This window comes from Mycolicibacterium austroafricanum, assembly GCF_000612725.1.
In the GTDB taxonomy this organism is placed as follows: Bacteria; Actinomycetota; Actinomycetes; order Mycobacteriales; family Mycobacteriaceae; genus Mycobacterium; species Mycobacterium austroafricanum.
Genome location: NZ_HG964450.1, coordinates 303,515 through 325,869 on the forward strand (window position 1 = coordinate 303,515; position 22,355 = coordinate 325,869).

At 68.2% G+C, this 22,355-nt stretch carries 24 protein-coding genes; 8 read left to right on the top strand and 16 right to left on the bottom strand.

All coding sequences use genetic code 11. From position 1 onward, the window contains the following. A complete protein-coding gene (locus BN976_RS01495; RefSeq protein WP_011778323.1) occupies positions 1-801 on the top strand; it encodes a GAF and ANTAR domain-containing protein in 801 nt (266 codons plus the stop codon). Here BN976_RS01495 and BN976_RS01500 read toward each other — a convergent pair. The 5 genes from BN976_RS01500 to BN976_RS01515 form a co-directional block, all read right to left on the bottom strand. Further along, a complete protein-coding gene (locus tag BN976_RS01500; protein WP_036367376.1) occupies positions 798-1,556 on the bottom strand; it encodes a GAF and ANTAR domain-containing protein in 759 nt (252 codons plus the stop codon). The two genes, BN976_RS01495 and BN976_RS01500, sit on opposite strands and share 4 nt — an antisense overlap. 37 nt (positions 1,557-1,593) lie before the next feature. Next, positions 1,594-2,301, bottom strand: coding sequence for a GAF and ANTAR domain-containing protein (locus BN976_RS01505; protein ID WP_036367378.1), 708 nt, complete (start codon positions 2,299-2,301; stop codon positions 1,594-1,596). An 89-nt stretch (positions 2,302-2,390) separates the two neighbouring features. After that, positions 2,391-2,588 carry a hypothetical protein gene (locus tag BN976_RS01510; RefSeq protein ID WP_011778320.1) on the bottom strand — a complete coding sequence of 66 codons (198 nt, stop codon included), beginning with the start codon at positions 2,586-2,588 and terminating at the stop codon, positions 2,391-2,393. Positions 2,589-2,642: 54 nt separating this feature from the next. Next, positions 2,643-2,804: a DUF6307 family protein gene (locus BN976_RS34005; protein ID WP_011778319.1), complete on the bottom strand. Its 162-nt coding sequence runs from the start codon at positions 2,802-2,804 to the stop codon at positions 2,643-2,645. A 101-nt stretch (positions 2,805-2,905) separates the two neighbouring features. Beyond that, positions 2,906-4,111: a fatty acid desaturase family protein gene (locus BN976_RS01515; RefSeq protein WP_011778318.1), complete on the bottom strand. Its 1,206-nt coding sequence runs from the start codon at positions 4,109-4,111 to the stop codon at positions 2,906-2,908. A gap of 270 nt (positions 4,112-4,381) precedes the next feature. On the opposite strand from BN976_RS01515, the gene BN976_RS01520 reads away from it, so the two are divergent. Continuing rightward, a complete protein-coding gene (locus tag BN976_RS01520) occupies positions 4,382-5,554 on the top strand; it encodes a N(5)-(carboxyethyl)ornithine synthase (RefSeq protein WP_036367381.1) in 1,173 nt (390 codons plus the stop codon). 3 nt (positions 5,555-5,557) lie between these two features. Here BN976_RS01520 and BN976_RS01525 read toward each other — a convergent pair whose 3' ends face one another. Continuing rightward, positions 5,558-6,361, bottom strand: a complete 804-nt coding sequence (locus tag BN976_RS01525; RefSeq protein ID WP_011778316.1) for a transglutaminase-like domain-containing protein — start codon at positions 6,359-6,361, stop codon at positions 5,558-5,560. 23 nt (positions 6,362-6,384) lie between these two features. Continuing rightward, positions 6,385-7,521 (bottom strand): glycosyltransferase, encoded by a 1,137-nt coding sequence (locus tag BN976_RS01530; protein WP_109489525.1) that lies wholly within the window; start codon positions 7,519-7,521, stop codon positions 6,385-6,387. Positions 7,522-7,759: 238 nt separating this feature from the next. Here BN976_RS01530 and BN976_RS34010 point away from each other — a divergent pair, with 238 nt between their 5' ends. Then, a complete protein-coding gene (locus BN976_RS34010; protein WP_086008412.1) occupies positions 7,760-7,897 on the top strand; it encodes a hypothetical protein in 138 nt (45 codons plus the stop codon). A gap of 98 nt (positions 7,898-7,995) precedes the next feature. Here BN976_RS34010 and BN976_RS01535 read toward each other — a convergent pair whose 3' ends face one another. The 4 genes from BN976_RS01535 to BN976_RS01550 form a co-directional block, all read right to left on the bottom strand. Then, the gene (locus BN976_RS01535; RefSeq protein ID WP_036367387.1) at positions 7,996-10,359 is read right to left on the bottom strand and encodes a S15 peptidase family protein; all 2,364 of its coding nucleotides are present in this window, start codon (positions 10,357-10,359) and stop codon (positions 7,996-7,998) included. Positions 10,360-10,744: 385 nt separating this feature from the next. Then, a complete protein-coding gene (locus BN976_RS01540; protein WP_011778313.1) occupies positions 10,745-10,948 on the bottom strand; it encodes a cold-shock protein in 204 nt (67 codons plus the stop codon). A 122-nt stretch (positions 10,949-11,070) separates the two neighbouring features. Beyond that, the gene (locus BN976_RS01545) at positions 11,071-11,559 is read right to left on the bottom strand and encodes a DUF5994 family protein (protein WP_011778312.1); all 489 of its coding nucleotides are present in this window, start codon (positions 11,557-11,559) and stop codon (positions 11,071-11,073) included. A 287-nt stretch (positions 11,560-11,846) separates the two neighbouring features. Next, positions 11,847-13,178 carry a cytochrome P450 gene (locus BN976_RS01550; RefSeq protein ID WP_036368955.1) on the bottom strand — a complete coding sequence of 444 codons (1,332 nt, stop codon included), beginning with the start codon at positions 13,176-13,178 and terminating at the stop codon, positions 11,847-11,849. A 104-nt stretch (positions 13,179-13,282) separates the two neighbouring features. On the opposite strand from BN976_RS01550, the gene BN976_RS01555 reads away from it, so the two are divergent. Then, positions 13,283-13,729 carry an ATP-binding protein gene (locus BN976_RS01555; protein ID WP_036367390.1) on the top strand — a complete coding sequence of 149 codons (447 nt, stop codon included), beginning with the start codon at positions 13,283-13,285 and terminating at the stop codon, positions 13,727-13,729. Here BN976_RS01555 and BN976_RS01560 read toward each other — a convergent pair. The 5 genes from BN976_RS01560 to BN976_RS01580 all read right to left on the bottom strand — a co-directional run bounded on the left by BN976_RS01560 (position 13,726) and on the right by BN976_RS01580 (position 17,560). Further along, entirely contained in the window at positions 13,726-13,965 is a 240-nt protein-coding gene (locus BN976_RS01560) for a DUF6480 family protein (protein WP_011778309.1), read from the bottom strand. The genes BN976_RS01555 and BN976_RS01560 overlap by 4 nt on opposite strands. 3 nt (positions 13,966-13,968) lie before the next feature. After that, entirely contained in the window at positions 13,969-14,640 is a 672-nt protein-coding gene (locus BN976_RS01565; RefSeq protein ID WP_011778308.1) for a hypothetical protein, read from the bottom strand. Between the two features lie 26 nt (positions 14,641-14,666). Continuing rightward, a complete protein-coding gene (locus tag BN976_RS01570) occupies positions 14,667-15,221 on the bottom strand; it encodes a CsbD family protein (protein ID WP_011778307.1) in 555 nt (184 codons plus the stop codon). A gap of 74 nt (positions 15,222-15,295) precedes the next feature. After that, positions 15,296-17,056 (bottom strand): serine/threonine protein kinase StpK7, encoded by a 1,761-nt coding sequence (gene stpK7 / locus BN976_RS01575; protein ID WP_011778306.1) that lies wholly within the window; start codon positions 17,054-17,056, stop codon positions 15,296-15,298. A gap of 300 nt (positions 17,057-17,356) precedes the next feature. Further along, positions 17,357-17,560: a hypothetical protein gene (locus tag BN976_RS01580; RefSeq protein ID WP_036367400.1), complete on the bottom strand. Its 204-nt coding sequence runs from the start codon at positions 17,558-17,560 to the stop codon at positions 17,357-17,359. 155 nt (positions 17,561-17,715) lie between these two features. On the opposite strand from BN976_RS01580, the gene BN976_RS01585 reads away from it, so the two are divergent. The 4 genes from BN976_RS01585 to BN976_RS01600 all read left to right on the top strand — a co-directional run bounded on the left by BN976_RS01585 (position 17,716) and on the right by BN976_RS01600 (position 22,341). Beyond that, the gene (locus BN976_RS01585) at positions 17,716-18,399 is read left to right on the top strand and encodes an HxlR-like winged helix-turn-helix transcriptional regulator (RefSeq protein WP_011778305.1); all 684 of its coding nucleotides are present in this window, start codon (positions 17,716-17,718) and stop codon (positions 18,397-18,399) included. Between the two features lie 107 nt (positions 18,400-18,506). Next, on the top strand, positions 18,507-20,105 hold the full coding sequence (locus tag BN976_RS01590; RefSeq protein WP_036367404.1) for an aldehyde dehydrogenase (NADP(+)): 1,599 nt from the start codon (positions 18,507-18,509) through the stop codon (positions 20,103-20,105). A gap of 31 nt (positions 20,106-20,136) precedes the next feature. Beyond that, on the top strand, positions 20,137-21,078 hold the full coding sequence (locus BN976_RS01595) for a 5-dehydro-4-deoxyglucarate dehydratase (RefSeq protein ID WP_036367406.1): 942 nt from the start codon (positions 20,137-20,139) through the stop codon (positions 21,076-21,078). A gap of 3 nt (positions 21,079-21,081) precedes the next feature. Next, complete coding sequence (locus BN976_RS01600; protein WP_036367408.1) at positions 21,082-22,341, top strand: glucarate dehydratase family protein; 1,260 nt, start codon at positions 21,082-21,084, stop codon at positions 22,339-22,341. Positions 22,342-22,355: the final 14 nt, after the last annotated feature.

The window sequence follows — 22,355 nt, forward strand, 5'->3', positions numbered from 1 at the left end:
ATGGCTGATTTCGACGCACAGCCCGGCCGGGCCACGCAGACAGATCTGTCGGCCGCGCAGCGCCAGGCCGACGAGATCGACCTGCATGCTGGTCTGGATGGAGTCGCCGGCCTGGTGGCCGGCGCCCGGTCGATCGGTGACCTGCTCGGTGACGTCGCCGCATTCGCGGCGCACGCCATCCCCGGCGTCGATGGTGTGAGCATCGCCTTGCGCCGGACACACCACGAACCGAGCGAGGTTCAGATCTGCTCCGCCACCGCCGACTTCGTCACCGAGATCGACCGGGTCCAATACGACGAGCTCCACGAGGGACCGTGCGTCACCTGCATGCTTACGGGCCGGGTCTCCGTCAGCGGCTCCCTGGGCAGTGACGAGCGCTGGCCGCATTTCGGCGGCAGGGTGGCCCGGATGGCGGTGCACTCCGCGCTGTCGCTACCCCTGATCGTGGACGACCAGGTGATCGGCGCGATCAACGCCTATGCCCACGCCCGCGACGCGTTCGGCGACCACGCCGTGCAGCTGGGTACCCAGTTCGCGAAGCCCGCGGCTGTCGCGGTGTACAACGCCTATTTGCTGGCCGGCGCGCGGGAGCGGACCGAACGGCTGCAGCGGGCGCTGAGCAGTCGCGCGGTGATCGACCAGGCCATCGGGATCATCCGCAGCCGCTCGGGCGCAACCGCGGAGGAGGCGTTCGACCGGCTCAAGCGTCTGAGCCAGGCCGACAATGTCAAGCTTGCCGTCGTCGCCGAGCAACTGGTGGACGAGGCGGTGCGCCGCGCACGGGCCAGGAAAACCCCTTAACGCTCCGGGCGTGCGGCGTAGTCGAGGATCGAGGCGACCAGCGTCGGGCGGGAATGCCGGTCTTTCATCAGCCGGCGGGCGACCTCGGTGAGATGTTCACCGTTCGCGTGCGAGTAGCCGCGCAGGACCCTGAACGCATCTTCGGTGGACACGTCGAGTACTTCCCGCAGGAAGCCCTTCGCCTGCTCCACCACGACACGGCTGGTGAAGGCGGTACGGAGCTGAGGAATGATGGTCGACGGTGTCGGCGCCCGCCCCTGCAGGATCGCCACACAGGCAATATGGGCCAGTGTCTGGGCGATGAGGCGGTCATCGTCGAGGAGCGCACCGGGCCTGACGCCGAACAGGCCGAGGGCGCCCATAGCGTCGCCGGCCGCCCGCATCGGCACCGCATGCACCGATGCGAAGCCGCCGTCCAGCGCCGCGGGAACGAACGTCGGCCACCGCCGCACGGCCTCGTGCAGGTCGGCGACGGGAACGGGTTCACCCGACCCGAAACTCTCCAGGCACGGGCCCTCGTGGGCCTGCAACTGGAACAGCTCCAGTTCCCGGGCCTGCTCGGAAGTCGCGGCGAGCAGGCTGAGCTTGCCGAACGGATCGGCGAACAGAAGACCGGCCGCCGCCACGTCGAGCAGCTCGGTGCAACGCTCGGTCAGCTCGGTGAGCAGGTCCACCGTGTCGAAGTCGACGAGCAGTCGGTCGACGAAAGACGCCACCACGTCCAGGACCTGTGTCTCGCGAGCGCCATCGGTCACGCCGCCCTCCTCCCCGGGGATTCTTCGTGAGGCCGCATCAGTCGGCCTCCAATTTCAGTGTGCGCTCGAGAATGTCGCGGGCGACGTCAGTTGCCGCGCGGCCGGTCGAGTACGCGTGGGCGCGCAGTCGCAGCAATGCCTCGGCGGGTTCCACGTCGAGCTGGGCCACGAGCATGCCGGTGGCCTGGCTGACCTCCACGCGGGACAGCGTGTTCAGCTCTGCCCAGGCGTCACTTCCGGGGTCGTTGACGGCGGCCTGCATGTCCTCGTCGAGAAGGTCCAGCAGCGGCACCCCGGCCAGCTCGGCCGCCACCACCGCCCCACCGAGCTGCGCAGCGGTGAGCGCGCCGGGCGCTTCCCGGAACAGATCGAGTGCGCCGACATATTCGCCGGCCACGATGACGGGCATCGCGGAAACCCCGTGAATCCGCATGGCGAGCATCGCCGGACCGTAGACCGGCCAGCGCCGGCCCGCCGGTCCGGCGAGATCGGCCACCTGCACCGGGGCGCGCCGCGTCACCGACTCCAGACACGGACCCTCGCCGAGGATGAACTGCAACTCGTCGCACTCCCTGGCCCGCGGACCGCTCGAACCGAGCGTGCCGGCGTTGGCGCCGTCGAACACCAGCGAAATCGCCACGGCGTCAACGGCGAGGAGCATCACGCACGCCTCACACAGACGATCGGCTGCGTCGACTCCGCGGCGGCCGTCGACGGCCGCGAGCAATTGTTCGACGATCGACACGCTCAACCGCAATCCGTCCGGTTCCGGCCCGCCGGCCGTCGCGCCGAGTTTATGTCCACAGCCGTTCGTCAGACGCCGGAGCCGTCACATCAGTGCCGGAAACGTAGCTTCTTCCAACGCTTTTCGTCTCCGTCGACCTCGGTCCACTCGCCTGCCGCATAGCTGTGCGGTTGGCTGGAGCCGGTACGGACGACGTCAAGGGTGCCGTCGTCGTGTTTGACGTAGACGTCACCGGACCTCATGTACTCGTCGACTCCGCCACCGGGCAGCTTCACCATGACAGTCACGTCCTACACCTCCAAAGGTGGCATCCATTGCGCACGTGCAGACGACCCGGTCTGTCAACGCACCCTCTCGGGTATCGAGTCCAGTACGTGCAGCACGCGCACCGCCAATTCGCCCGCAGCCTTGTCACCGAGCTTGGAATGGTCCTTGATGGTGTCCCGGACGAGACCCACACGCTTCTCGTAGGGGGTTCGGAACGTTGTTGGCGAAGCCGTCATGATTTCCTCTTGAAGTCAGGCATGTTCACTCGAAATCGAGTACCCGATAAGGTCGACGGTACGCCGTTCCCGCGCCGGGCGTCGGGAGTACGGCGAATCCCTCAGGCGGCTCGCCGTCGTCGACGCGCGCGGGCGCCGTCGCGCAGCGCGGTCCGAAGCCCGCCCACCGCAAAGCGGTCACCGACGAACTTCCTCTCCGACGCGGTCTCCGGTGCGTCGTCACTCGTGGCGGTGAGCAGCCGGTCGGGAAGCGCAAGCTTGTGAATGGTTCGAAGTGTCAAGAAGTACTGGCGCACAATTGAACCGGTGGTGTACGGCAGATCGTACCGACGGCAGATCGCACGCACGCGGACCGAGATCTGGGCGTAGCGGTTGCTCGGCAGCTCAGGGAACAGATGGTGCTCGATCTGGTAGCACAGATTGCCGCTGGCGAACGCCAGCAGTCGGCCCGCCCTGAAGTTCGCGGCGCCGAGGATCTGGCGTAGATACCACTCTCCCCTGGTCTCCTGCTTGATGACGTCCGGGGTGAACTTCTCCGCACCGTCGGGGAAATGCCCGCAGAAGATCACGACGTACGCCCAGAGATTACGCACGACGTTGGCCGTCACGTTGGCGACCAGCGTTCTGCGCCAACGGGTTCCACTCATCGCCGGAAACATCACGTAGTCTTTGACCGCCTGTCGCGCGATCTTTCGCCTCAGGGTCGCTCGCTGCTCTGCCAGTCGGTCGGCATCCGGCATCAGGCGATCACGCTCCGAATGGATGCCATGCAGGGCGATCCCCCACTCGAAGATCACGGCCAACAACATGTTTCGGAGCGGCTGCAGCAGATGCACAGGCTGCCACGGCTCGTCGCGGGTCATCCGCATGATCCCGAACCCGAGGTCGTCGTCGACGCCGACGATGTTCGTCATCATGTGGTGGCGGTAGTTGTGCGAATACCTCCACTGCGAGGAGACCGCCACCATGTCCCACTCCCACGTGGCGGAGTGGATCTCGGGATCGTTCATCCAGTCCCACTGACCATGGGACACGTTGTGACCGATCTCCATGTTCTCCACGCTCTTGGCGAATGCCAGCGCGGCGGTACCCGCCATCCATCCGGCCCGCGACCCGGTGACGGCGATCCCCACACGCGCAACCACCTCGAGCATCCGCTGAAACCGGATCGTGCGCCGGATGTAGGCCGCATCCCGCTCGCCCAGCGACCCCTCGATCTCGCGGCGAACCTCGTCGAGCTCCCGCCCGAGGGCCTCGATGTCCTCCTTGCTCAGATGCGCGTACGCAGCAAGATCGGCGATTGCCAATGAAATTCCTGCCGATCCTTCTTGTTGGGTGAGGTACCCGGGCTGTGCGGTGAACCCGATTGATCGCGGACCACCGGCGCCGCCTGGACAGGCGACGGCGGTGTATCGGCGCTTCCAAGCCTAGTGAGGCTGCGCCTGTGCGTCAACGCGTCCGGACCATGCGGCCGTCGGGCCCGGGCGGCCGGCCACGCGGGTACGCTGACCTGGGGTCGGGACTACCGGGCCGGTTAGGCCAGGGCCCAGCGATGTGCGACGAGAGGGGCCGGCTCGATGCCTGAAAGCACTGAGAAAGAACAACTTTCGATCGGGATTCTGGCGGGATCCCGTAAGCCCGACGAACGACGGCTGCCGATTCATCCCGCACACCTGGGCAGGATCGATCGGGCGGTGGCGTCGCGGGTCTTTCTCGAGCACGGTTACGGTTCCCGTTTCGGGGCCACCGACGCCGGGTTGTCGGACCACGTCGGGGGGATCCGCACCCGGGAAGAACTGTTCGCCGAGTGCGATGTCATCCTCCTGCCAAAGGTTCAAGCCGAAGATCTTGCCGAATGCTCTGTGGGACAGATCGTCTGGGGGTGGCCGCACTGCGTCCAGGATGCCGACCTGACCCAGGTCGCCATCGACCGGAAACTGACACTGGTCGCGTTCGAGGCCATGAACCACTGGCGACCCGACGGCGGCTTCAGCCTGCACGTCTTCCACAAGAACAATGAGCTCGCCGGCTACTGCTCGGTGCTGCACTCCACGCAACTGGCCGGGGTCACCGGGAGCTACGGTCGCCGGCTGAGCGCCGCGATCCTTGGGTTCGGCGCGACAGCCCGCGGCGCCGTGACCGCCCTCAACGCCCTCGGGGTTGACGATGTACACGTACTCACCAACCGCGACACCGCGGCCGTGGGATCACCCATCCATTCCACCCAGATCTCGCAGATGGGGCGGGACGAGGGCGCGCCCGACCGGATCTGGGCCGACGCGCCGGACGGCCGCGTCCCGCTCGCCCAGTTCCTCGCCGACAGGGACATCGTCGTCAACTGTGTTCTCCAGGACCCGAACGCGCCCCTGATCTTCGCCACCGAGGACGACCTGTCCTCCTTCGCGCCGCGCAGTCTCATCGTCGACGTGTCCTGCGACGTCGGCATGGGCTTCTCCTGGGCGCGACCCACCTCCTTCGCCAGGCCCGTCGTCACGCTGCCCAACGACGTCCTGTATTACGCGGTGGACCACAGCCCGTCCTACCTGTGGGATTCGGCCACCTGGGAGATCAGCGAGGCGCTCCTGCCCCACCTGCGCCCACTGCTGGAGGGACCCGCGACCTGGGCCGTCACGCCGACCATCGCCCGCGCGATCGAGATCCGTGACGGGGTGGTTCTCAACGAGGACATCCTGTCGTACCAGCACCGGGACAGCGCCTATCCCCACGAGGTCGGCACCGGTCATCGGTGACCGTCACCTGATCGACATCAGTTCTCCGATGTCGTCCGTCGGGAGATCACCGTCGACGATCGCGGTGACCTCAAGCTTCTCCAGTGTGATCGCGCCCTTGTGGTTGTCCAGGAAGGCGGTGTCGGCCGCATCGCGACCGGTCGCGATGCGGACCAGCGTCTGCCTCGGCGCCAACAGCGTCCCGTCGACCACACGCCAGGCACCGTCGACGAAGGCCTCGCCGACGGCGTGAAAGTCCATCGGGTACAGCCCCGGCGCATACACCGAAACCACGCGTGCGGGGACGTTGACGGCCCGCAGCATCGCCACCACGAGATGGGCGAAGTCCCGGCACACACCGGCGCCCGCGAGCAGCGTGTCCACCGCGCCGTCGATGGGGTCGCTGGACCCCGGGACGTAGTTGAGTCGGCTGCCGACCCAGGCCGACACCTTCTCCAGCAGCGTGGCCGAGTCGGCATACCGGCCGAATTCGGTTGCGGCGAAACCATAGAACTTGTCGGCCTCGGCGTAGCGGCTCGGGCGCAGGTACATGGACAGGTCGTACTCGGTGACCGGCGCCGGATCCGTCTGACCGATGACGGTCGCCGCGTAGTCGACCTCGAGGGTGCCCCCCGCGACATCCAGCTTGTGAATCCGGTTGCCGTGCGTTCCGCTGACCTCCAGTGCCTGCACAGGTGTCCCGTCGAGCACGAACGACAATGACTCGTAGACCACGGCATTGGGATGCGGTGCGACGGCGATCTGGAACTCCAGCGTCGTCGGCGCGGTGACGGCGACCTCCAGCGCTGAGCCGACGACGCGTTTCATCGGGGTCGGGGTGTCCGTCCGGGTCACACGCGTAGCTGCCGCTCCGTCAGCAGGCGAGCCGCCAGCTCCAGGTAGGTGTCGGCAACGACCGGCCACGCCATCGCCGGCGCCAGTTGCCGCGCCTCGGCGGCCAGCGACCCGGCCAGCCGCGGCTGTGTCAGGACACGGCGTAGCGCGCAGGACAGGGCCTCGGGATCGTCATGGGGGACGAGGATGCCGGCACCGTCCCGCAGGACCTCCACCGCATGCGGGAACGCGGTGGCCACGACGGGTCTGCCGCTGGCGACTGCGTCGACCAGGGCTCCCGAGGTCACTTGATCGGTGGAGTCGTAGGGCAAGACGATGACTGCCGCCGCCTGGAAGAGCGCTGCCAGCGATGCCCGGTCCAGGTGGCGGTCCTCGAAGGTCACCGAATCCGCGACACCGAGGCGGCGGGCCTGCTCGATGCGGGCTTCGCGGTAGGCCTCGCCGTCGCGGGCCAGCACCTTCGGATGCGTGCGGCCCGCCACCACATAGCGGGGATGGCCGGGCACGCTCTGCAACGAGGACATCACGTCGATGACGCGCTCGACGCCCTTACCGGGGCCGAGCAGACCGCACGTCAGGATGGTGGGCCTGCTGCCACGCTTCGCACGTGGGCCGGTGGGCAGCACCGCACCGTACGGGATCGTGACGACCTTGCGGCGGTCCACGCCGTACTCACGGCACAGCCGCTCCCGTGCCGCCTCGGACATCACCACCATCCGGTCGATCGTCGCCGCCATCCGCTCCATCACCCAACGTTGATGTGGCGCAGGGTTTTTCAAGATCGTATGGGCGACGGCCACCGTCGGGACGCGCAGCCCGTCGATGACGTCCAGCAGGTCGTCGCCGTGTGCGCCACCGTAAACGCCGTAGTCGTGCTGAATCACCGCGACGTCGCTGTGATTGAGCGAGTCGACGCAGTGCGCCGCCGATCGCGCCGAGCCGTTGACCAACTCCCCGACGATCCTGGCGTCACTCGACTGTGAGCCGTCGGCAACCCGCACCACGCTCACCTGGGACCCGCGCGCGCTCAAGGCGCCCGACAGCGCTGAGCTGTAATTCGCGAGTCGGCACGGTGTTGGAGGGTAAGTACTGAGCAGGCCGAATCGGACCGTCCGGGGGATCGGTCGCTTCACGGGTGGAGCGAGAACAGACTCAAAGGTGGGCGCAGCGTTCAAGGCAATCCAGACGTCCGGTGGTACCGGCGCGGCGGCGTGAGCGGTTGCTCGGCGAGGTCAGCAGAAGTCAGCTGACAGCCGGACCGGCGGGGTTCCCAATGAACTCCAGGCTACACCCGATGCCCCCCACCGGTTGGACTCGCAGCGTAGGGTCGAACCATCGGGACCATTCAGGGCCCACGATGAAGGGCCCGCCATGGCTGACAAGTCTCCGCGTCAAGGAATGTCGAAAAAGTCCGGTAAGTCTCTCAAAGAGAAACGTGCGGACAAGCATGCGAAGTCGGCAGCCAAGACGTCGGCCGCCGAGTCGATCCACGAGATCAAAAAACGCTGACAGACAACGGCTGAACGCCTTCCCGCGCCGGGATTGCCTCCATTTCGGGATGATCCGCCAAAAGACCGCACGGAATGCGACTTCGGCGGGATCGGCTGCTACGCCGCGACAGTCTCCTCGGACGAGGATGCCGCCGATGACGCCGCTGCCGCGATGGCTGTGGGCAGCTTGACCGACATGCCCTCGACGGTCACGTTGCCCCACGAGTAGAAGTTCAGGAACGAGATCGTCGAGGTGACGATCTGCACCGTCACCGACTGGCCCGGCTGCAGCGTGTGCGCCACCTGCTCCAGCGAGAAGGTGGCCGTGTGCGACTGCCCGTCCAACTCGACCGGAATCGGCGTCGCCTGATTGCCCAGCACCAAACCCGTTTCGTCGTCCACGATCTGGGCGTAGACATGTTTGGCGGTCCCGGTTCCGGAGTAGGTCAGAGTCAGCTCCGGCGCACCCACGATGTGCGTCTCGACGGTCGCATCCGGCACCGTCAGGTTCACCGCGTTCAAGGCCGGCGCCGCCGACGGCAATCCGACGAGGGTGCGTACCAGACCCTTCAGCAGGATCAGGGGGTTCGGCCCCGACCCACCGATGAACGGCACGAACGGGATCGTCTTGGGGTCGTCGCTGGACGCCTCGATCGGCGCGCCGAGCGACCCGGCCGGATAGGTCTCCGACGAGAACCATTCACCGTGCTGGTTCACCCACTCGAATTGCGCTCCGGGATCGACGGTTTCGTCGCCCTTGACGTAGCGGTCCAGCCATTCCAGCGTCTCGCCCCACACCTTCTCGCCGTCGTTGAAGCTGCTCAGGCACGCGCCGTGGCCGCCGCAGTACCACAGCACCTTCGTCGTCGTACCCGCCGCGATCAGCTCCAGCGCGTTGCGGTGCGCCTGGTCCAGGGTGAACAGGGTGTCGACCGTGCCCTGGATCAACAGCGTCGGAATCGTGATGCCGGCCAACTGATCCTGATAGCCGAAGCTCTCCACCAAATCGATGTCGGCGGGATCGGCGTGGCCGAACAGCACACCGGCGATCGCCACCGGGAAGATCCGCGGATGCTCGCGCGCCAGCGTCAACGCCAGCACCGTCGGCAGTAGCGTGCCCCAGCCGCTGTTGACCGCTTCGCGCGGGAACAACACGTCGGTGAGGTTGTTCCACGCGATCGTCGGCACGATCGCGTCGATGCGGCGGTCGATTGCCGCTGCGGCCAACTGGATTCCACCGCCGTAGGAGGCGCCGACCATGCCGATCTTCGGGTCGCCGTCCACCTTCTGCACCGCGTCCAGCGTCGACAGCCAGCTGATGATGTGCGAGACGTCGCGGCCCTCGTAGTCGGGCGAGTCGAGGAACATCGTCCCCTCGGAATGCCATTCGCCGCGCGGATCCCAGGTCACCACGTTGTAGCCGGCCTTGCGCAACATCCCGACCCCGACGACGTCGTTGGGCAGGAACCCGTCGATGTCGATGCCCAGCGTCGTGGCCCCCGGCAGACCCAGCCCCGGACCCGACAGCACCGTCGGCGCGCTCTCGCCGGCCTTCAGCCCGGTGGCGGGCATGAAGTGCACGTAGATCTTCGCGCCGTCGAACGACGTGACCCGCACGGTGCGCGGCTTCGGATCGCCGGGTGCGGCGTCGTGGTCGACCGGCCAGCCGATCAACGGATGCAGGAACTCCCCCACGAACGGCAGCGCGTGCGCCAGGTGTACCAGCGGCGTGACGACGAACCTGCCCAGCACAGGGATGTGCTGCAGCCACTCGAGCGGCGGCCTGAAGTCCTCGACCACGACGTCGGTCGGGATCGGATACTCGTCGGCGGCCAGGCTGGTGCCGACCTGGTCACCCGCCGACTGCGGGGTTTCGTCGGTGGCTTCCCGCCCCGCCGCCAGTACGGACATCACCAGCGAGGCGAGCGCAGGTGACGCAGGCGCCTCGGTGTCGGCGACCGGCTGGTCGGGCGCGGTTTGGTCGGAGATATCCCTGGTCACCGTCTCGGTCTGGTCGGTCTCGGTCTGGGCGGCGGGCTGCTCGACGGCCGGCGCCTCTTCCGGTTCCAGCGGCTCCGCGACGGGCGGCTCCGCGTCGACGGGCTCTTCCTCAGCCGGCTCTTCGTCGACGGGCTCTTCCTCAGCCGGCTCTTCGTCGACGGGCTCTTCCTCAGCCGGTTCTTCGTCGACGGGCTCTTCCTCAGCCGGCTCCGCGTCGACGGGCTCTTCTTCAGCCGGTTCGTCCTCAGCCGGCTCTTCAGCTCCGGATTGCGAAGAGTCCCCGGCCTTCTCGTCGGCCATGGCCCCTCCCGACGACGCCACGGACTGCGAGGACTGCGAGGTTTCCGTGGACGAGTCCGATGCTGAGGCCCCGGTGCCGTCGTCCGCGGAGGCGACTCCTGCCCCCGTGAAGACCGCTGCACCGATCCCCAGCGCGACTGCCAGACCACCGACTCGACCCACGTATGACCCCGCGCCCATGAACAATGTGTCTACCCTGCGCCGACGGGCTTCCGGAACCCCTTTCGGGATTTATTACCGATGAGTCAGTTAGCCCGCCTTGCGTCGACGGAATCAGCGGCGCTGAGGCGGGATCACGACGGATCCCTTCGTATGCGCAGGCGTAAACCGCGCGATGCTATGACCGCAGCTGCCACGCCAGGTCGATCAACGGGGCCTTCGAGTTGCGCCGACACGCAGAATCCGCCGCGAGACGACACCTGCGGATCGAGGTTCGTCGCCGCCGAATTCCCTGAAAGCCTTGGAGTCTGATGAGTCTCCGATCCGGCTCCCAATCAAGACCGCTGCAAAACAGTGTGGGCTGGCAGGGATACCCTGCCAGCCCACACTGCGTATTCGAAGTCTGTTAGACCGCGGTCACTCGGACCGCCTGCGGCCCCTTGTTACCCTGCTCGACCTCAAACTCGACGCGCTGATTCTCCTCGAGCGAGCGGTATCCGTTACCGCTGATCTCCGAGTAGTGGACGAACACATCGGGTGCGCCGCCGTCAGGGGCGATGAAGCCGAAGCCCTTATCGCCGTTGAACCATTTCACAGTTCCCTGTGCCATACATTTCTTCTCTCACTTTGCACGAATGTCAGACAGACATCCTTGTTCAGGCTATCACGTCAGCCCTAGAAATCGCGGATCGGCATTGGATCCCGCTGAAAGGCATTGCACGCCAATCGGTTTCACGAAACAGCGGGTACTGCGCTCCAGTTCTCGCTCTCGGCCTCGGCCATTTTCATCACCACGCACGCGGTCTGGAAAAGTCGGCCGTCTCCGGATCCACCCGAGGTGGGTAGACCCGCCGCGGTACGCAGCACCATCGCCCCCAACGCCTGCGACGTCATGCTCGGCACCACCAGCAGTCTCGCGCACGCGGTGCGGCCGTCGATGTTCATCAGGCGGGGCCGCCGGTGATGCGCCCCGGAAAGCGTCAGGTGCGCCGCGCTGGCGATCGTCTCCAGGTCGAGCTGCCCTTCGGTGGCCGACCAGTTGACCCGGATCGCGACGATCTCACCCAGCTGCGGGTGCAACGCGCCGACGAGATCCGGCAGCTCCATTGCCATGGCGGCCGAATGCGGCCACCAGGCGCCGTCGATCCCGGCGCCGAGCTCCTTGGCCAGCGTGACGCGGATTGGCTTCGCCGCCCGACGTGCGAGCGGAATTCCGTTCACCGCGAACGCGATTCAGAGGGAAATCCGTTCTGCGGCAGGTCGGAGAAGACCGGGTTCTGCACGCGCTCGTCGGAGGTGTTTCCGACGGGTTCGGCGTGCGAGGTCTGTCGATGGGAAAACAAGTCAGAGGAATCCATAGTTAAAGGTCCTTGAGTGGTACGAGGCGGGCCCCGCACAGTGTCCGAGCGAAGAAAATCGCGTCGCGGGCCGAGTACGTTCCTGTCACGTCGTGGCGGCGGACGAACCGTCCGCGAACTCGACCTGGTATCGAGGGTACACCCCGGCCGTCAGGCGGGCCCGCTCATCGGGCACTTCGGCGCCTCCGCCGCCACCACCCGCTTCGCCCTGACCCGGATCCGCGCGCCCCGATGCGGCACGAAGATGACGTGCTTGAGGCGACGATGTTCGCCGCGCGCCGTGGTGGTCTCCAGCTCCACCCGGCGCAGGATCTCGCGCAGCACGACCTTGAACTCCACCATCGCGAACGTCGCGCCCAGGCAGCGGCGGTTACCCCCGCCGAACGGCAGATACGACGACGGGCTCAGCGTCGCGCCGAGCATGCGGTCGGGGTCGAACCGGTCGGCGTGCGGATAGATCTGCGAGTCGGCATGCACCGCCACCAGCCCGGGAATGACCATCACTCCGGCGGGCAGCCGGTATCCGGCCAACTCGACCGGCGCCTTGAGCACCCTGCCGACGTCGAACACCACCGGCCGGTCCCGCAGCGTCTCCTTCGCCACCGCGTCCAGGTAGTCGTCGTCCCCGTCGCGCGCCGCCCGCACCGCCTTGGCCAGCACTGCCGGGTGCCGGGTGAGCCGCTCCAGCGCCCACGACAGCGCGGTCGCCGTCGTGTCGTGGCCGGCCACCAGCAGCGTGATCAGCTGGTCGCGCAGCTCCTTGTCGGACATGTCACCGGCGCGCACCAGCATGGCCAGCGCGTCGGTGCGGGTGTCCAGGTCGGGGTCGGCGCGGCGGTCGGCGATCTCGGCGTAGAGCAGGCGGTCGGCCTCGGCGATGGCGTCGCGCACCGCGCGCCACGGGCGGCGGCGCAGCAGATCCTGGTTGGCGATCGCCAGCGTCTCCCACGGCCCGACGCTGAGCACCCGCGGCATCACCGTGCGCAACGCGGCCAGCCGGGCCTGATCGCTGGCTCCGATCACCGTCCGCAGGATCACCTCCAGCGTGATCTCCGACATCTTCGGCGCCACCGGGAAGGTCTCGCCCACCGGCCAGCCGGCGATGTTGTCGGCGGCGATCTCGGCGATGACGCCGGCCTGCGCGGCAACCGCATCCCGGGCGAACGGGGCGAGCATCAGGCGGCGCCGGTCGCGGTGCAGGTCGCCGTCGATCACCAGCACCGAGGTATCCCCCAGCAGCCCCTTCAGCATCGAATTGGCTTCGCCCGCATGGTAGATGTCCGGGTCACCGGCGAACACCGTCTTGATGTCGGCGGGGTCGGTCAGATAGACCAGCGTCCCCATCGAGGCCACCCGCAGCGTGAACGCCGACCCGTAGCGGCGTCTGCACGCGGCGACGAAGCGCGGCCCGCACCTCAGCATCAACGCGGCCTGCACGGACCGAGGCAGCCGCGGGCCGGGCGGCAGCGACGTCGGCGTCATCACCCCAGCGTAGAAGGCACGGCCCCTGCCGTACCGCGGATCACGCATCGCAGCGCCCTGAAAACGGGTGTCTAGCCGGGCACCGAGCGGGGTAGCCAAACGGTATGACTGTTATCACGCCGCTGACGTCAACCACCTCCGAACAGCTGACGGTCAGCGGCGCGGCGACGGCCACCAGCGCGGCACAGATGCGGCACAGATTCGGTGACTGGCTGCGCGAGCGCGGCATCCCCGACGTCGAGCGCAACGACATCCTGATGGCCGTCAACGAGGCGCTGGCCAACTGCGTCGACCACGCCTACGCCGGCCGGCCTTCGCCGGGACCGATGACCGTGCGCGCGGACTTCGAACCCGTCAACAGTTGTCTGAGCGTGTGCGTCACCGACCACGGCCGCTGGCGCCCGCCCGGCCTGTACCGGCGGCCCGACCGACGGGGCCGCGGCGTCGCGTTGATGCACGCGTTGACCGACCACTGCACCATCAGCGGTCGCCGCGACGGGACCACGGTGTGCCTGGACTACCGCTGCGAGACCCGGCCCGCCGACAACTAGCCGAGTACCTGCACGACGAGGTATACGCCCGTCGCCGCGAACAGCGCCACGAACAGGCCGAGCGCGACGAATGTGACGACGGCCCTCGGGGTGAGGTTGCGTCCGGCCGCTGGGTCGCGGTTGGCCGTGGCCCGCGTCTGCGCCGAGTCCGGGGGCGCCTCTCCGGGGCGGACACCCCCGGCGCGCTCCTCGCCGGGGGTGTCCATCGGATCTGGATCAGGAGGTAGCGCGGTCACAGGTCATTCACTCTTTTCGGCTTGTCGCTTGTCCTTCTCGGCCTCGCTGAAATCCGCGAGCCGGTCCGCGTGGGCGCGCGCACCCGCGGCCGCACTCCGCTTGGATGCGGCGTCGTCGAGTTCCTTCTCGGCCACCGACGTCACCACCTTCTCGGCGGCCCGACTGCGGTTCTGCATGCTGCGCTTGGCCTTCTCGGCGGCCTCGACCTTCCGGCCGGCCGCCTCGTCGACCTCACGTTTGGCCTGCGCGGTGCGCGACGCGACGCTCTGCGCCACGTCCTGGGTGCGCTTGTCGGCCTTCTGCCGGGCGTTCTGCACCCGTTGCCGCGCCTCCTGGCCGGCCTTCTGCGGCGCCGTCGCGGCCTTGTCGCGCTTGCGCTGCAACTCGTCGGCGGCCTGCTCTTTCTGCTGCGCGGCGACCTCGTCGAGGCGGGCGGCCTCACCGAGGGCGGACGCCTTCTCGATGCGGGTGATTCCCGACTCCTCGAGCTCGTTGTCGCGCAGGAAGCTGCCCGCCGCGGCGTCGGCCGCACCGATCGCGCGTTCGTAGAGCAGCCGGGCCGGCGCCTCGGTGTCCACGCGCGTGAGGAACCGACGTTCGATCAGCTGCAGCGGTGTCCGGGCCAGCCGGTACTGGAAGCGCAGCACGGCGAACGGGATGTCGGTGATGCTCATCGTCAACTCCTTTGTGTCGTCTGCGTTTACGGCAGCTTGGGATGGTCGTCGGCGGCTGCTGCCTGTCGCCGCAGCCGATCCGCGTCGGCTTCGGCGCGTTCGGCTTCTGCCGTTTTCTGTTGGTAGTCCGCGGCGGCCTCGTGGTACTCCTCGGCGGCGTCGGCGACCCGGCCGCGCCGCTCCGCGGTCGCGCGCTGCGCTTCGCGTTGCACGTCGGCCTCGAAGGCACTCTGGGCGCCGGCCACGTCACGGCGTCCGGATTCCTCGGCCATCTGCCGTCGGGCGGCCTGCTCGCTGCGCACCGCGCTCTCGGCGGTGGCGGCCTGCACCTCGGCCCGGGCACGTTGCTGCGCGCCCCGCAGCTCGGCCTCACCGGCCTTTTCACGGGCCTGCGCGGCCTCGGCGTCGGCCTCGGCCTCGTTGCGGCTGGCCGCGCGCCGTTCCTTGGCCTCGGCCTGTTCGAGCTGCCCCTCGGCGGTCAGCGAGTCATTGCCGGTGATCGCACCGGCGACCTCCTTGGCCTTGCCCTTGAGGGCCTCCACGAAACTCTTGCGGGTCTGGGCGGCCTTGTCGTCGCTCATCGGCGTCTCCTTCGGGATCGTCGTGAACTGCCGACGTACCCACCAGGAGCCGATCTACACGGGCCGGTGGCCTATCACCTGGTCGCGCCGTTGACGGCCGGTTTGTCGATCATGCCGCGCTCGACGCCCCACATGGTGGCGATGGCCCGGTAGTCACCGCTCTCGATCAGGTGCTCCAGCGCCAGGCGCAGCGACTCGGTCAGTCCTGAGCCTTTCGCCACCGGCCAGCCGTAGGGGGCCGAGTCGAACACGTCGCCGGCGGGCACCAGCTCGCCGCGGCTGAGCTTGATCGCGAAACCCGTCACCGGCGAATCGGCCGACATCGCGTCCACCTCGCCCTTGATCAGCGCGGTGGTGACCTCGTCCTGGTTCTTGAACACGACCATCTCGATCGGCTCCATCCCGGCGGCCGTGCACTGGTCGCTCTTGGCGGGCAACTCCTCGGTGGCCTGCAGGGTCGCTTCTGCCACACCGACTTTCAACCCGCACGCCGATGCCGGCCCCAGCGCGGTGCCGGGTCGGCGGGCCCACTGCGTGCCGGCCTCCAGGTAGGTGACGAAGTCGACGAGCTCCTCGCGCTCCCTGGTGTCGGTCACCGAGGACATCCCGACGTCGAAGGTGCCGTCGACCACCGAGGGCAGGATCGCGTCGAACGTGGTGTTGCGGTAGTCCGGGACCAGGCCGAGCACCCGTGTCACCGCGTCCATCAGCTCGACGTCGAAGCCGACGAGCTGTCCGTCGGCGTTCTTGAACTCCATCGGCGCGTACGGCACGTTCACCCCGATGACCAGCCGGCCGGTGCCGCGGATGTCGGCGGGCACCGTCGCCGCGATCGCCTCGACGGCACCGTCGGGCAGCGGCGCGCCGGCGTCGTGCCGCCACGGCGCCCACACCCACAGGCCGATTCCGACCAGGGCGGCGACCAGCACCGCGGCGCCCGCGGCCAGCAGCCCCTTGTGCGGCTTCTTGCGGTCCGGGCGGGCGGCGGCGTGCCGCGAGGTTCTGCCGGGTCGGCGCACCGGCGCGTTGAGCGCCCGCTTCGCGGCCTGGGCGAGTTCCCCGGCGCTCTGGTAGCGCTTGTCCGGCTTCTTGGCCATGCCCTTGGCGATGACCTCGTCGAACGCGGCCAGCCGCGGATCGGTGTCGGACGGGCGCGGGATCTCCGAGACCATGTGCCCGGCGATCTGCTGCTCGAGGCTGTCGGCGGGGTAAGGCCTTGAGCCGGTGAGACATTCGTAGAGCACACAGGTCAGCGCGTAGATGTCGGAGCGGGCGTCGACCTCGCCGCCCTCGAACCGCTCCGGCGCCATGTACGCCAGCGTGCCCAGCGTGCTGCCCGCGGTGGTCAGGCCCTTCTCCCCCGCGGTGCGGGCCAGCCCGAAGTCGATCAGGTACACGAAGTCGCGGCCGGTGATCAGGATGTTGGACGGCTTGATGTCGCGGTGGATCAGATCCAGCTTGTGCGCGGCGTCCAGCCCGTTGGCGACCTGCTCGACGACCGTGACGGCGAACGCCGCGCCGAGGGGTTTCTCCGTCTCCTGCAGCATCGTGCCGAGGTTGCGGCCCTCGATGAGGCGCATGTCCAGGTACAGACGGCCGTCGATCTCGCCGTACCCGTGGATCGGGACCACGTGCGGGTCGTTGATGCCCGCGGCGGCCTGGGATTCGCGCCGGAACCGGGCCTGGAACGTCTCGTCCTGCGCCATGCTGTGTGGCAGCACCTTCAGCGCGACGACGCGGTCGGTCTTGGTGTCGTAGGCCTGATAGACCTCACCCATACCGCCGCGGCCGATCAGCTTTTGGAGTCGATAGTGCCCGAATGGTGTCGCATTCACCGGTGCTCTCCTCGGCTGCGGCCAATCGGTCTGGCGTTAGAAGCTACATCGCATTTGCCGGGGCTGCCCGGACGCATGTCAATCGCCTTGCGACCCGTTGCCCGATTTGGGCTGCCCGGTTGAGGACGACACGACGGCGTGCTTCAGGGGTGCAGCATTCTTACCACGCGCAGGTGCCCGACGACATGCCCTGCCACGAGGCCGGATGTGTCCTTCAGTGCCCACTCGGGCACGTCACGACGGCTTCGCGATGACCGAAGCGGCCTTACCTGGGATTTTGACGCGGCCAGGCGGGCATCCTCAGAGCCGGAACATTTCCCGCGCCATGGCCGAGCGCTCGAGGAGCGCGTCGCGCTGCGGCGGGTAGAAGCGCTTCTTGACCAGCGGTTCCCGGGTGGCCGTGTCGAGCTCGATCTCGGCCTCGATCGGCCGGATCAGGAGTCGTCGCAGCAGAGCCGCCAGCGACCAGCGGGCGGACTGTCCGAAACCAGAAATCGAAGCCATGGTGAGTCACCTCTTCTTCTGTGTCGCAAGCTCTTTCGCCGCTGGTGGCCTGTCTGCCGCCAACGCATTCACCCTTGCGATCCAATTCTCAGAACGTAACATAAGATTTAGAAGTAGCCAACAGATAAATAAGCGATAGTGGAAAAGAGGAGCTGATGAGTACCATCGTCGGCATGACACGGCGCAGCTACGGACAGTTCTGCGGCCTGGCGCACGCCCTCGACGTGGTCGGCGAGCGCTGGACGCTGCTGATCGTGCGGGAGCTGGGCTCGGGCCCGAAGCGCTACGGCGAGCTGGCCGACGCGCTGGCCGGCATCGGCACCAGCCTGCTGGCCACCCGCATGCGGCAACTGGAGACCGACGGCGTGATCCAGCGCCGGCTGGACCTCGACCAACCGGGGTCGGCGGTGGTCTACGAGCTGTCCGACGCCGGCCGTGAGCTCGCCGAAGCGATGATCCCGTTGGCGATGTGGGGCGCCCGCCACCAGATGAGCCACGCCGATCCCTGCGCCGAGGCGTTCCGCGCCGAGTGGCTGCTGGCGTTCCTGGCCGCCGACCTCCGCGGCGGCATCCCCGAAGGCCTGGCCTCGGTGTACGAGTTCCACGTCGACGACAGCACCGCCTGCCTGCAGATCCGCGACGGCCGGGTGTCGGTGCGGCCGGGACCGTGCGCGACGCCCGCCGACGTCACCGTCCGCGCCACCGCGCGGGCGATCGCCGCGGTCGTCGGGCAGAAAGACCGGCTGGAGGACGCGGTCGCCGAGGGCCGCATCGAGGTGACGGGTGATCCCGCCGCGATCGCGACGCTGATCGGCGCCGTGGAGAAGCGCCTTGCCTAACCGTCCCTGCCGGCGAAATCGCGGTTACCGCAATGATTCAAGAACGGCATCAATAGTGCGCTAAATGGTCTTGGACAGGCATGGATATGCCTCCTACCGTCTAAGACATGACTGCCACGATCTCGGGCGCCACCAGCCTCACCGGACAGATGCTGATCGCCGGGGCACCTGTGCGGGGCACCGGCAAGGAGGTCCGCGCATTCGATCCCGCGGCCGGGCAACCGCTGGAACCGGTGTACCAGCACGGCGACAACACCCACGTCGACGCCGCATGCGCTGCGGCCGCCGACGCGTTCGCGCAATACCGCGCCACCACATCGGAGCAGCGCGCCGCGTTTCTCGACACGATCGCCACCAACATCGAGGCCGTCGGCGAGGCGCTGATCGCCCGCGCCGTCGCCGAATCCGGACTGCCGCAGGCCAGGATCACCGGCGAGCTCGGCCGCACCACCGGACAGCTGCGCCTGTTCGCCTCGGTGCTGCGCGAGGGCAGCTGGAACGGCGCCCGCATCGACACCGCGCTGCCCGACCGGACCCCGCTGCCGCGCCCCGACCTCCGTCAGCGCCATATCCCGCTCGGTCCCGTCGCGGTGTTCAGCGCGTCGAACTTCCCGCTGGCGTTCTCCGTCGCCGGCGGTGACACCGCCTCGGCGCTGGCTGCCGGCTGCCCGGTCGTCGTCAAAGGACACGACGCGCATCCCGGCACCTCCGAGCTCGTCGCCCGCGCCGTCACCGACGCCGTCACCACCTCCGGACTGCCCGCGGGAACGTTCTCGCTGCTGTTCGGCTCCGGCCCCGGTCTCGGCATCGCACTGGTCACCGATCCGCGCATCAAGGCCGTCGGTTTCACCGGATCACGTTCCGGCGGAATGGCCCTCGTCTCCGCCGCGGCGGCGCGTCCCGAACCCATCCCGGTGTATGCCGAGATGAGCTCCATCAACCCGGTGTTCGTGCTCGACGGTGCGCTGAAAACCCGCGGCGCCGAGCTGGGCCGCGCGTTCGTCGCGTCGCTGACGATGGGTTCCGGCCAGTTCTGCACCAACCCCGGACTGGTGATCGCCGTCGACGGACCCGGGCTGGACACATTTGCCGCCGCCGCTCGTGACGCACTGGCCGGCTCGCCGGCCACCCCGATGCTGACCCCGACCATCGCGCGCAGCTACGCCTCCGGTGTGGAGGCGCTGTCCGGTGCCGCGCAGCTTGTCGGCCGCGGCGCGCCCGGTACCAGTGAAACTGCTTGCCACGCCGCGCTGTTCAGCACCGATGCGCAGACCTTTCTGGCGTCGGAGGCATTACAGGCCGAGGTGTTCGGCTCGTCGAGCCTGATCGTGCGCTGTGCCGGCTTCGAGCAGATGCGCGCCGTCGCCGAGGGCATCGAAGGACAGCTCACCGCGACCGTCCACGCCGACGACTCCGACCTCGACGACGCGGGCCGGCTGCTGCCACTGCTGGAACTCAAGGCAGGTCGGATCCTGTTCGGCGGCTGGCCGACCGGCGTCGAGGTCTGCCACGCGATGGTGCACGGCGGACCGTTCCCGGCCACGTCGGACTCGCGCAGCACCTCGGTCGGTTCGCGGGCCATAGAACGCTATCTGCGGCCCGTCTGCTATCAGGACGTGCCGGCCCCGTTGCTGCCCGGCGCGATCGCCGACGGAAACCCCGAAAAGCTGTGGCGGCGCGTCGACGGCCGACTCACCCAAGACTGACCTCCCTTCCTCACCTCCTGAAAGGCCCGTCATGCGACCGACCTCGCGTCCTGATTTCCGCAGCGTTCTGTTCTTCCCCGTCACCCCGATGACCCCCTCCGGTGTCGTCGACCTCGACGCGCTGGCCCGCCACATCGCCAAGGGTGTGGACGCCGGCCCAGGTGGCGTCTTCATCGCCTGTGGCACAGGGGAATTTCATGCCCTGGAGGACACGGAGTTCGGTGACGTGGTGCGGACCGCTGTCGACGTGGTGGCCGGACGCGTTCCGGTGTACGCCGGCGCGGGCGGCGCGGTGGCACAGGCCAAACGGTTCGCCCTGGCCGCCGAGGAGTCCGGAGCTGACGGCCTGCTGCTGATGCCGCCCTACCTCGTCGAGGTGCCGCAGGCCGGCCTGGTCGACTACACCCGCGCCGTCGCCGATACCACGGACCTGCCCGTCATCGTCTACAACCGCAACAACGCGCGGTTCACCGAAGAGTCCGCCGTTGCCGTCGCCGAGATCCCCAATGTGATCGGATTCAAGGACGGCACCGGCAATTTCGACCTGGTAGCCCGCATCGTGCAGGCCGTCAAGACCAACGTCGACCCCGACTTCCTGTTCTTCAACGGACTGCCCACCGCAGAGACCACACAGCTGGCGTACCGCGCCATCGGGGTGCCGCTGTACTCGTCAGCCACGTTCGCCTTCGCCCCCGACCTGGCGCTGGCGTTCTACAACGCGCTGGACTCCGGCAACGAACAGCTCGCCGAGGCACTGCTGAACGCGTTCTTCATCCCGCTGGTGCGACTGCGCGACACCGTGCCCGGCTACGCCGTGTCATTGGTCAAGGCCGGCGTCACGATGGAAGGCATCCCGGCCGGACCGGTGCGCCCACCTCTGGTGATGCCCAGCACCGACGATCTGACCGAGCTCGCCGCGATCGTCAAGGCCGGCCGCGCGGTGCTGTCCGGCGCGCTCGCCCAGGCAGTCTGACCGGTGGCGCCGATCCGCGTCACCGGTGCGCGCATCACCCCCGTCGCGTTCGCCGACCCTCCGCTGCTCAACACCGTCGGGGTGCATCAGCCCTACGCGTTGCGCGCGATCATCCAGCTGGACACCGACGCCGGTCTGGTGGGCCTGGGCGAGACCTACGCCGACACGCGGCACCTGGCGCGTCTGCGGGCCGCCGCGGAGGCCATCACCGGCCTGGATGTGTTCGCACTGAACAGGATCCGCGCATCCATCGGTTCCCGACTCGAAGGCGACACCGCCGCGGTCGGCACCGCGGGAATGATCACCTCGGCGAGCGTCGTCGACCAGGTGCTGTCCCCGTTCGAGGTTGCCTGCCTGGACGTGCAGGGGCAGTCGCTGGGGCGGCCGGTGTCGGATCTGCTGGGCGGCGCGGTCCGTGATGCGGTCCCGTTCAGCGCCTATCTGTTCTACAAGTGGGCGGGACACCCGAACGCCGAACCCGACCGGTTCGGCGAGGCCATGGACCCGGACGGGCTGGTCGCGCAGGCCCGCCGGATCATCGATGAATACGGCTTCACCGCAATCAAACTCAAGGGTGGGGTGTTCCCTCCCGAAGAGGAGATGGCGGCCATCGAGGCGCTCTCGCGTAACTTCCCCGGTCTCCCGCTGCGGCTCGACCCGAACGCGGCGTGGACGCCGCAGACCGCCGTGAAGGTCGCCTCCGGCCTGGCCGGGATCCTCGAATACCTGGAGGATCCGACGCCGGGGCTGGCCGGGATGGCCGAGGTGGCACAGCAGGCGCCGATGCCGCTGGCGACCAACATGTGCGTCGTCGCATTCGATCAGCTGGCGCCCGCTGTCACGAAGAACGCAGTGCGCGTGGTGCTTTCGGATCACCACTACTGGGGCGGGTTGCAGCGCTCGCGGCTGCTGGCGGGCATCTGCGACACGTTCGGGCTGGGGCTGTCGATGCACTCCAATTCGCATCTGGGTATCAGCCTGGCCGCGATGGTGCACCTGGCCGGTGCCACACCGAACCTCACCTACGCGTGTGACACGCACTGGCCGTGGAAGACGGAGGACGTCGTCAAGGACGGGGCGCTGGCCTTCGTCGACGGGGCGGTGCCGGTGCCCACCTCCCCCGGCCTGGGTGTCGAGATCGACGACGACGCACTCGACGCGCTGCACGAGCAGTACGTGCGCTGCGGCATCCGCGACCGCGACGACACCGGCTACATGCGCACCGTAGATCCGTCGTTCGAGCCGGCCGGCCCCCGCTGGTGATTCGGGTCCCGGGT

What these genes read in the sequence shown, in the direction of transcription:
- BN976_RS34005 (WP_011778319.1), bottom strand. Translation starts at nt 2,804, where the DNA reads ATGACGGCTTCGCCAACAACGTTCCGAACCCCCTACGAGAAGCGTGTG.
- BN976_RS01580 (WP_036367400.1), bottom strand. Translation starts at nt 17,560, where the DNA reads ATGGCTTCGATTTCTGGTTTCGGACAGTCCGCCCGCTGGTCGCTGGCG.
- BN976_RS34010 (WP_086008412.1), top strand. Translation starts at nt 7,760, where the DNA reads ATGGCTGACAAGTCTCCGCGTCAAGGAATGTCGAAAAAGTCCGGTAAG.
- BN976_RS01595 (WP_036367406.1), top strand. Translation starts at nt 20,137, where the DNA reads ATGCGACCGACCTCGCGTCCTGATTTCCGCAGCGTTCTGTTCTTCCCC.
- BN976_RS01495 (WP_011778323.1), top strand. Translation starts at nt 1, where the DNA reads ATGGCTGATTTCGACGCACAGCCCGGCCGGGCCACGCAGACAGATCTG.
- BN976_RS01555 (WP_036367390.1), top strand. Translation starts at nt 13,283, where the DNA reads ATGACTGTTATCACGCCGCTGACGTCAACCACCTCCGAACAGCTGACG.
- BN976_RS01535 (WP_036367387.1), bottom strand. Translation starts at nt 10,359, where the DNA reads ATGGGCGCGGGGTCATACGTGGGTCGAGTCGGTGGTCTGGCAGTCGCG.
- BN976_RS01520 (WP_036367381.1), top strand. Translation starts at nt 4,382, where the DNA reads ATGCCTGAAAGCACTGAGAAAGAACAACTTTCGATCGGGATTCTGGCG.
- BN976_RS01540 (WP_011778313.1), bottom strand. Translation starts at nt 10,948, where the DNA reads ATGGCACAGGGAACTGTGAAATGGTTCAACGGCGATAAGGGCTTCGGC.
- BN976_RS01570 (WP_011778307.1), bottom strand. Translation starts at nt 15,221, where the DNA reads ATGAGCGACGACAAGGCCGCCCAGACCCGCAAGAGTTTCGTGGAGGCC.
- BN976_RS01565 (WP_011778308.1), bottom strand. Translation starts at nt 14,640, where the DNA reads ATGAGCATCACCGACATCCCGTTCGCCGTGCTGCGCTTCCAGTACCGG.
- BN976_RS01590 (WP_036367404.1), top strand. Translation starts at nt 18,507, where the DNA reads ATGACTGCCACGATCTCGGGCGCCACCAGCCTCACCGGACAGATGCTG.
- BN976_RS01525 (WP_011778316.1), bottom strand. Translation starts at nt 6,361, where the DNA reads ATGAAACGCGTCGTCGGCTCAGCGCTGGAGGTCGCCGTCACCGCGCCG.
- BN976_RS01550 (WP_036368955.1), bottom strand. Translation starts at nt 13,178, where the DNA reads ATGACGCCGACGTCGCTGCCGCCCGGCCCGCGGCTGCCTCGGTCCGTG.
- BN976_RS01585 (WP_011778305.1), top strand. Translation starts at nt 17,716, where the DNA reads ATGAGTACCATCGTCGGCATGACACGGCGCAGCTACGGACAGTTCTGC.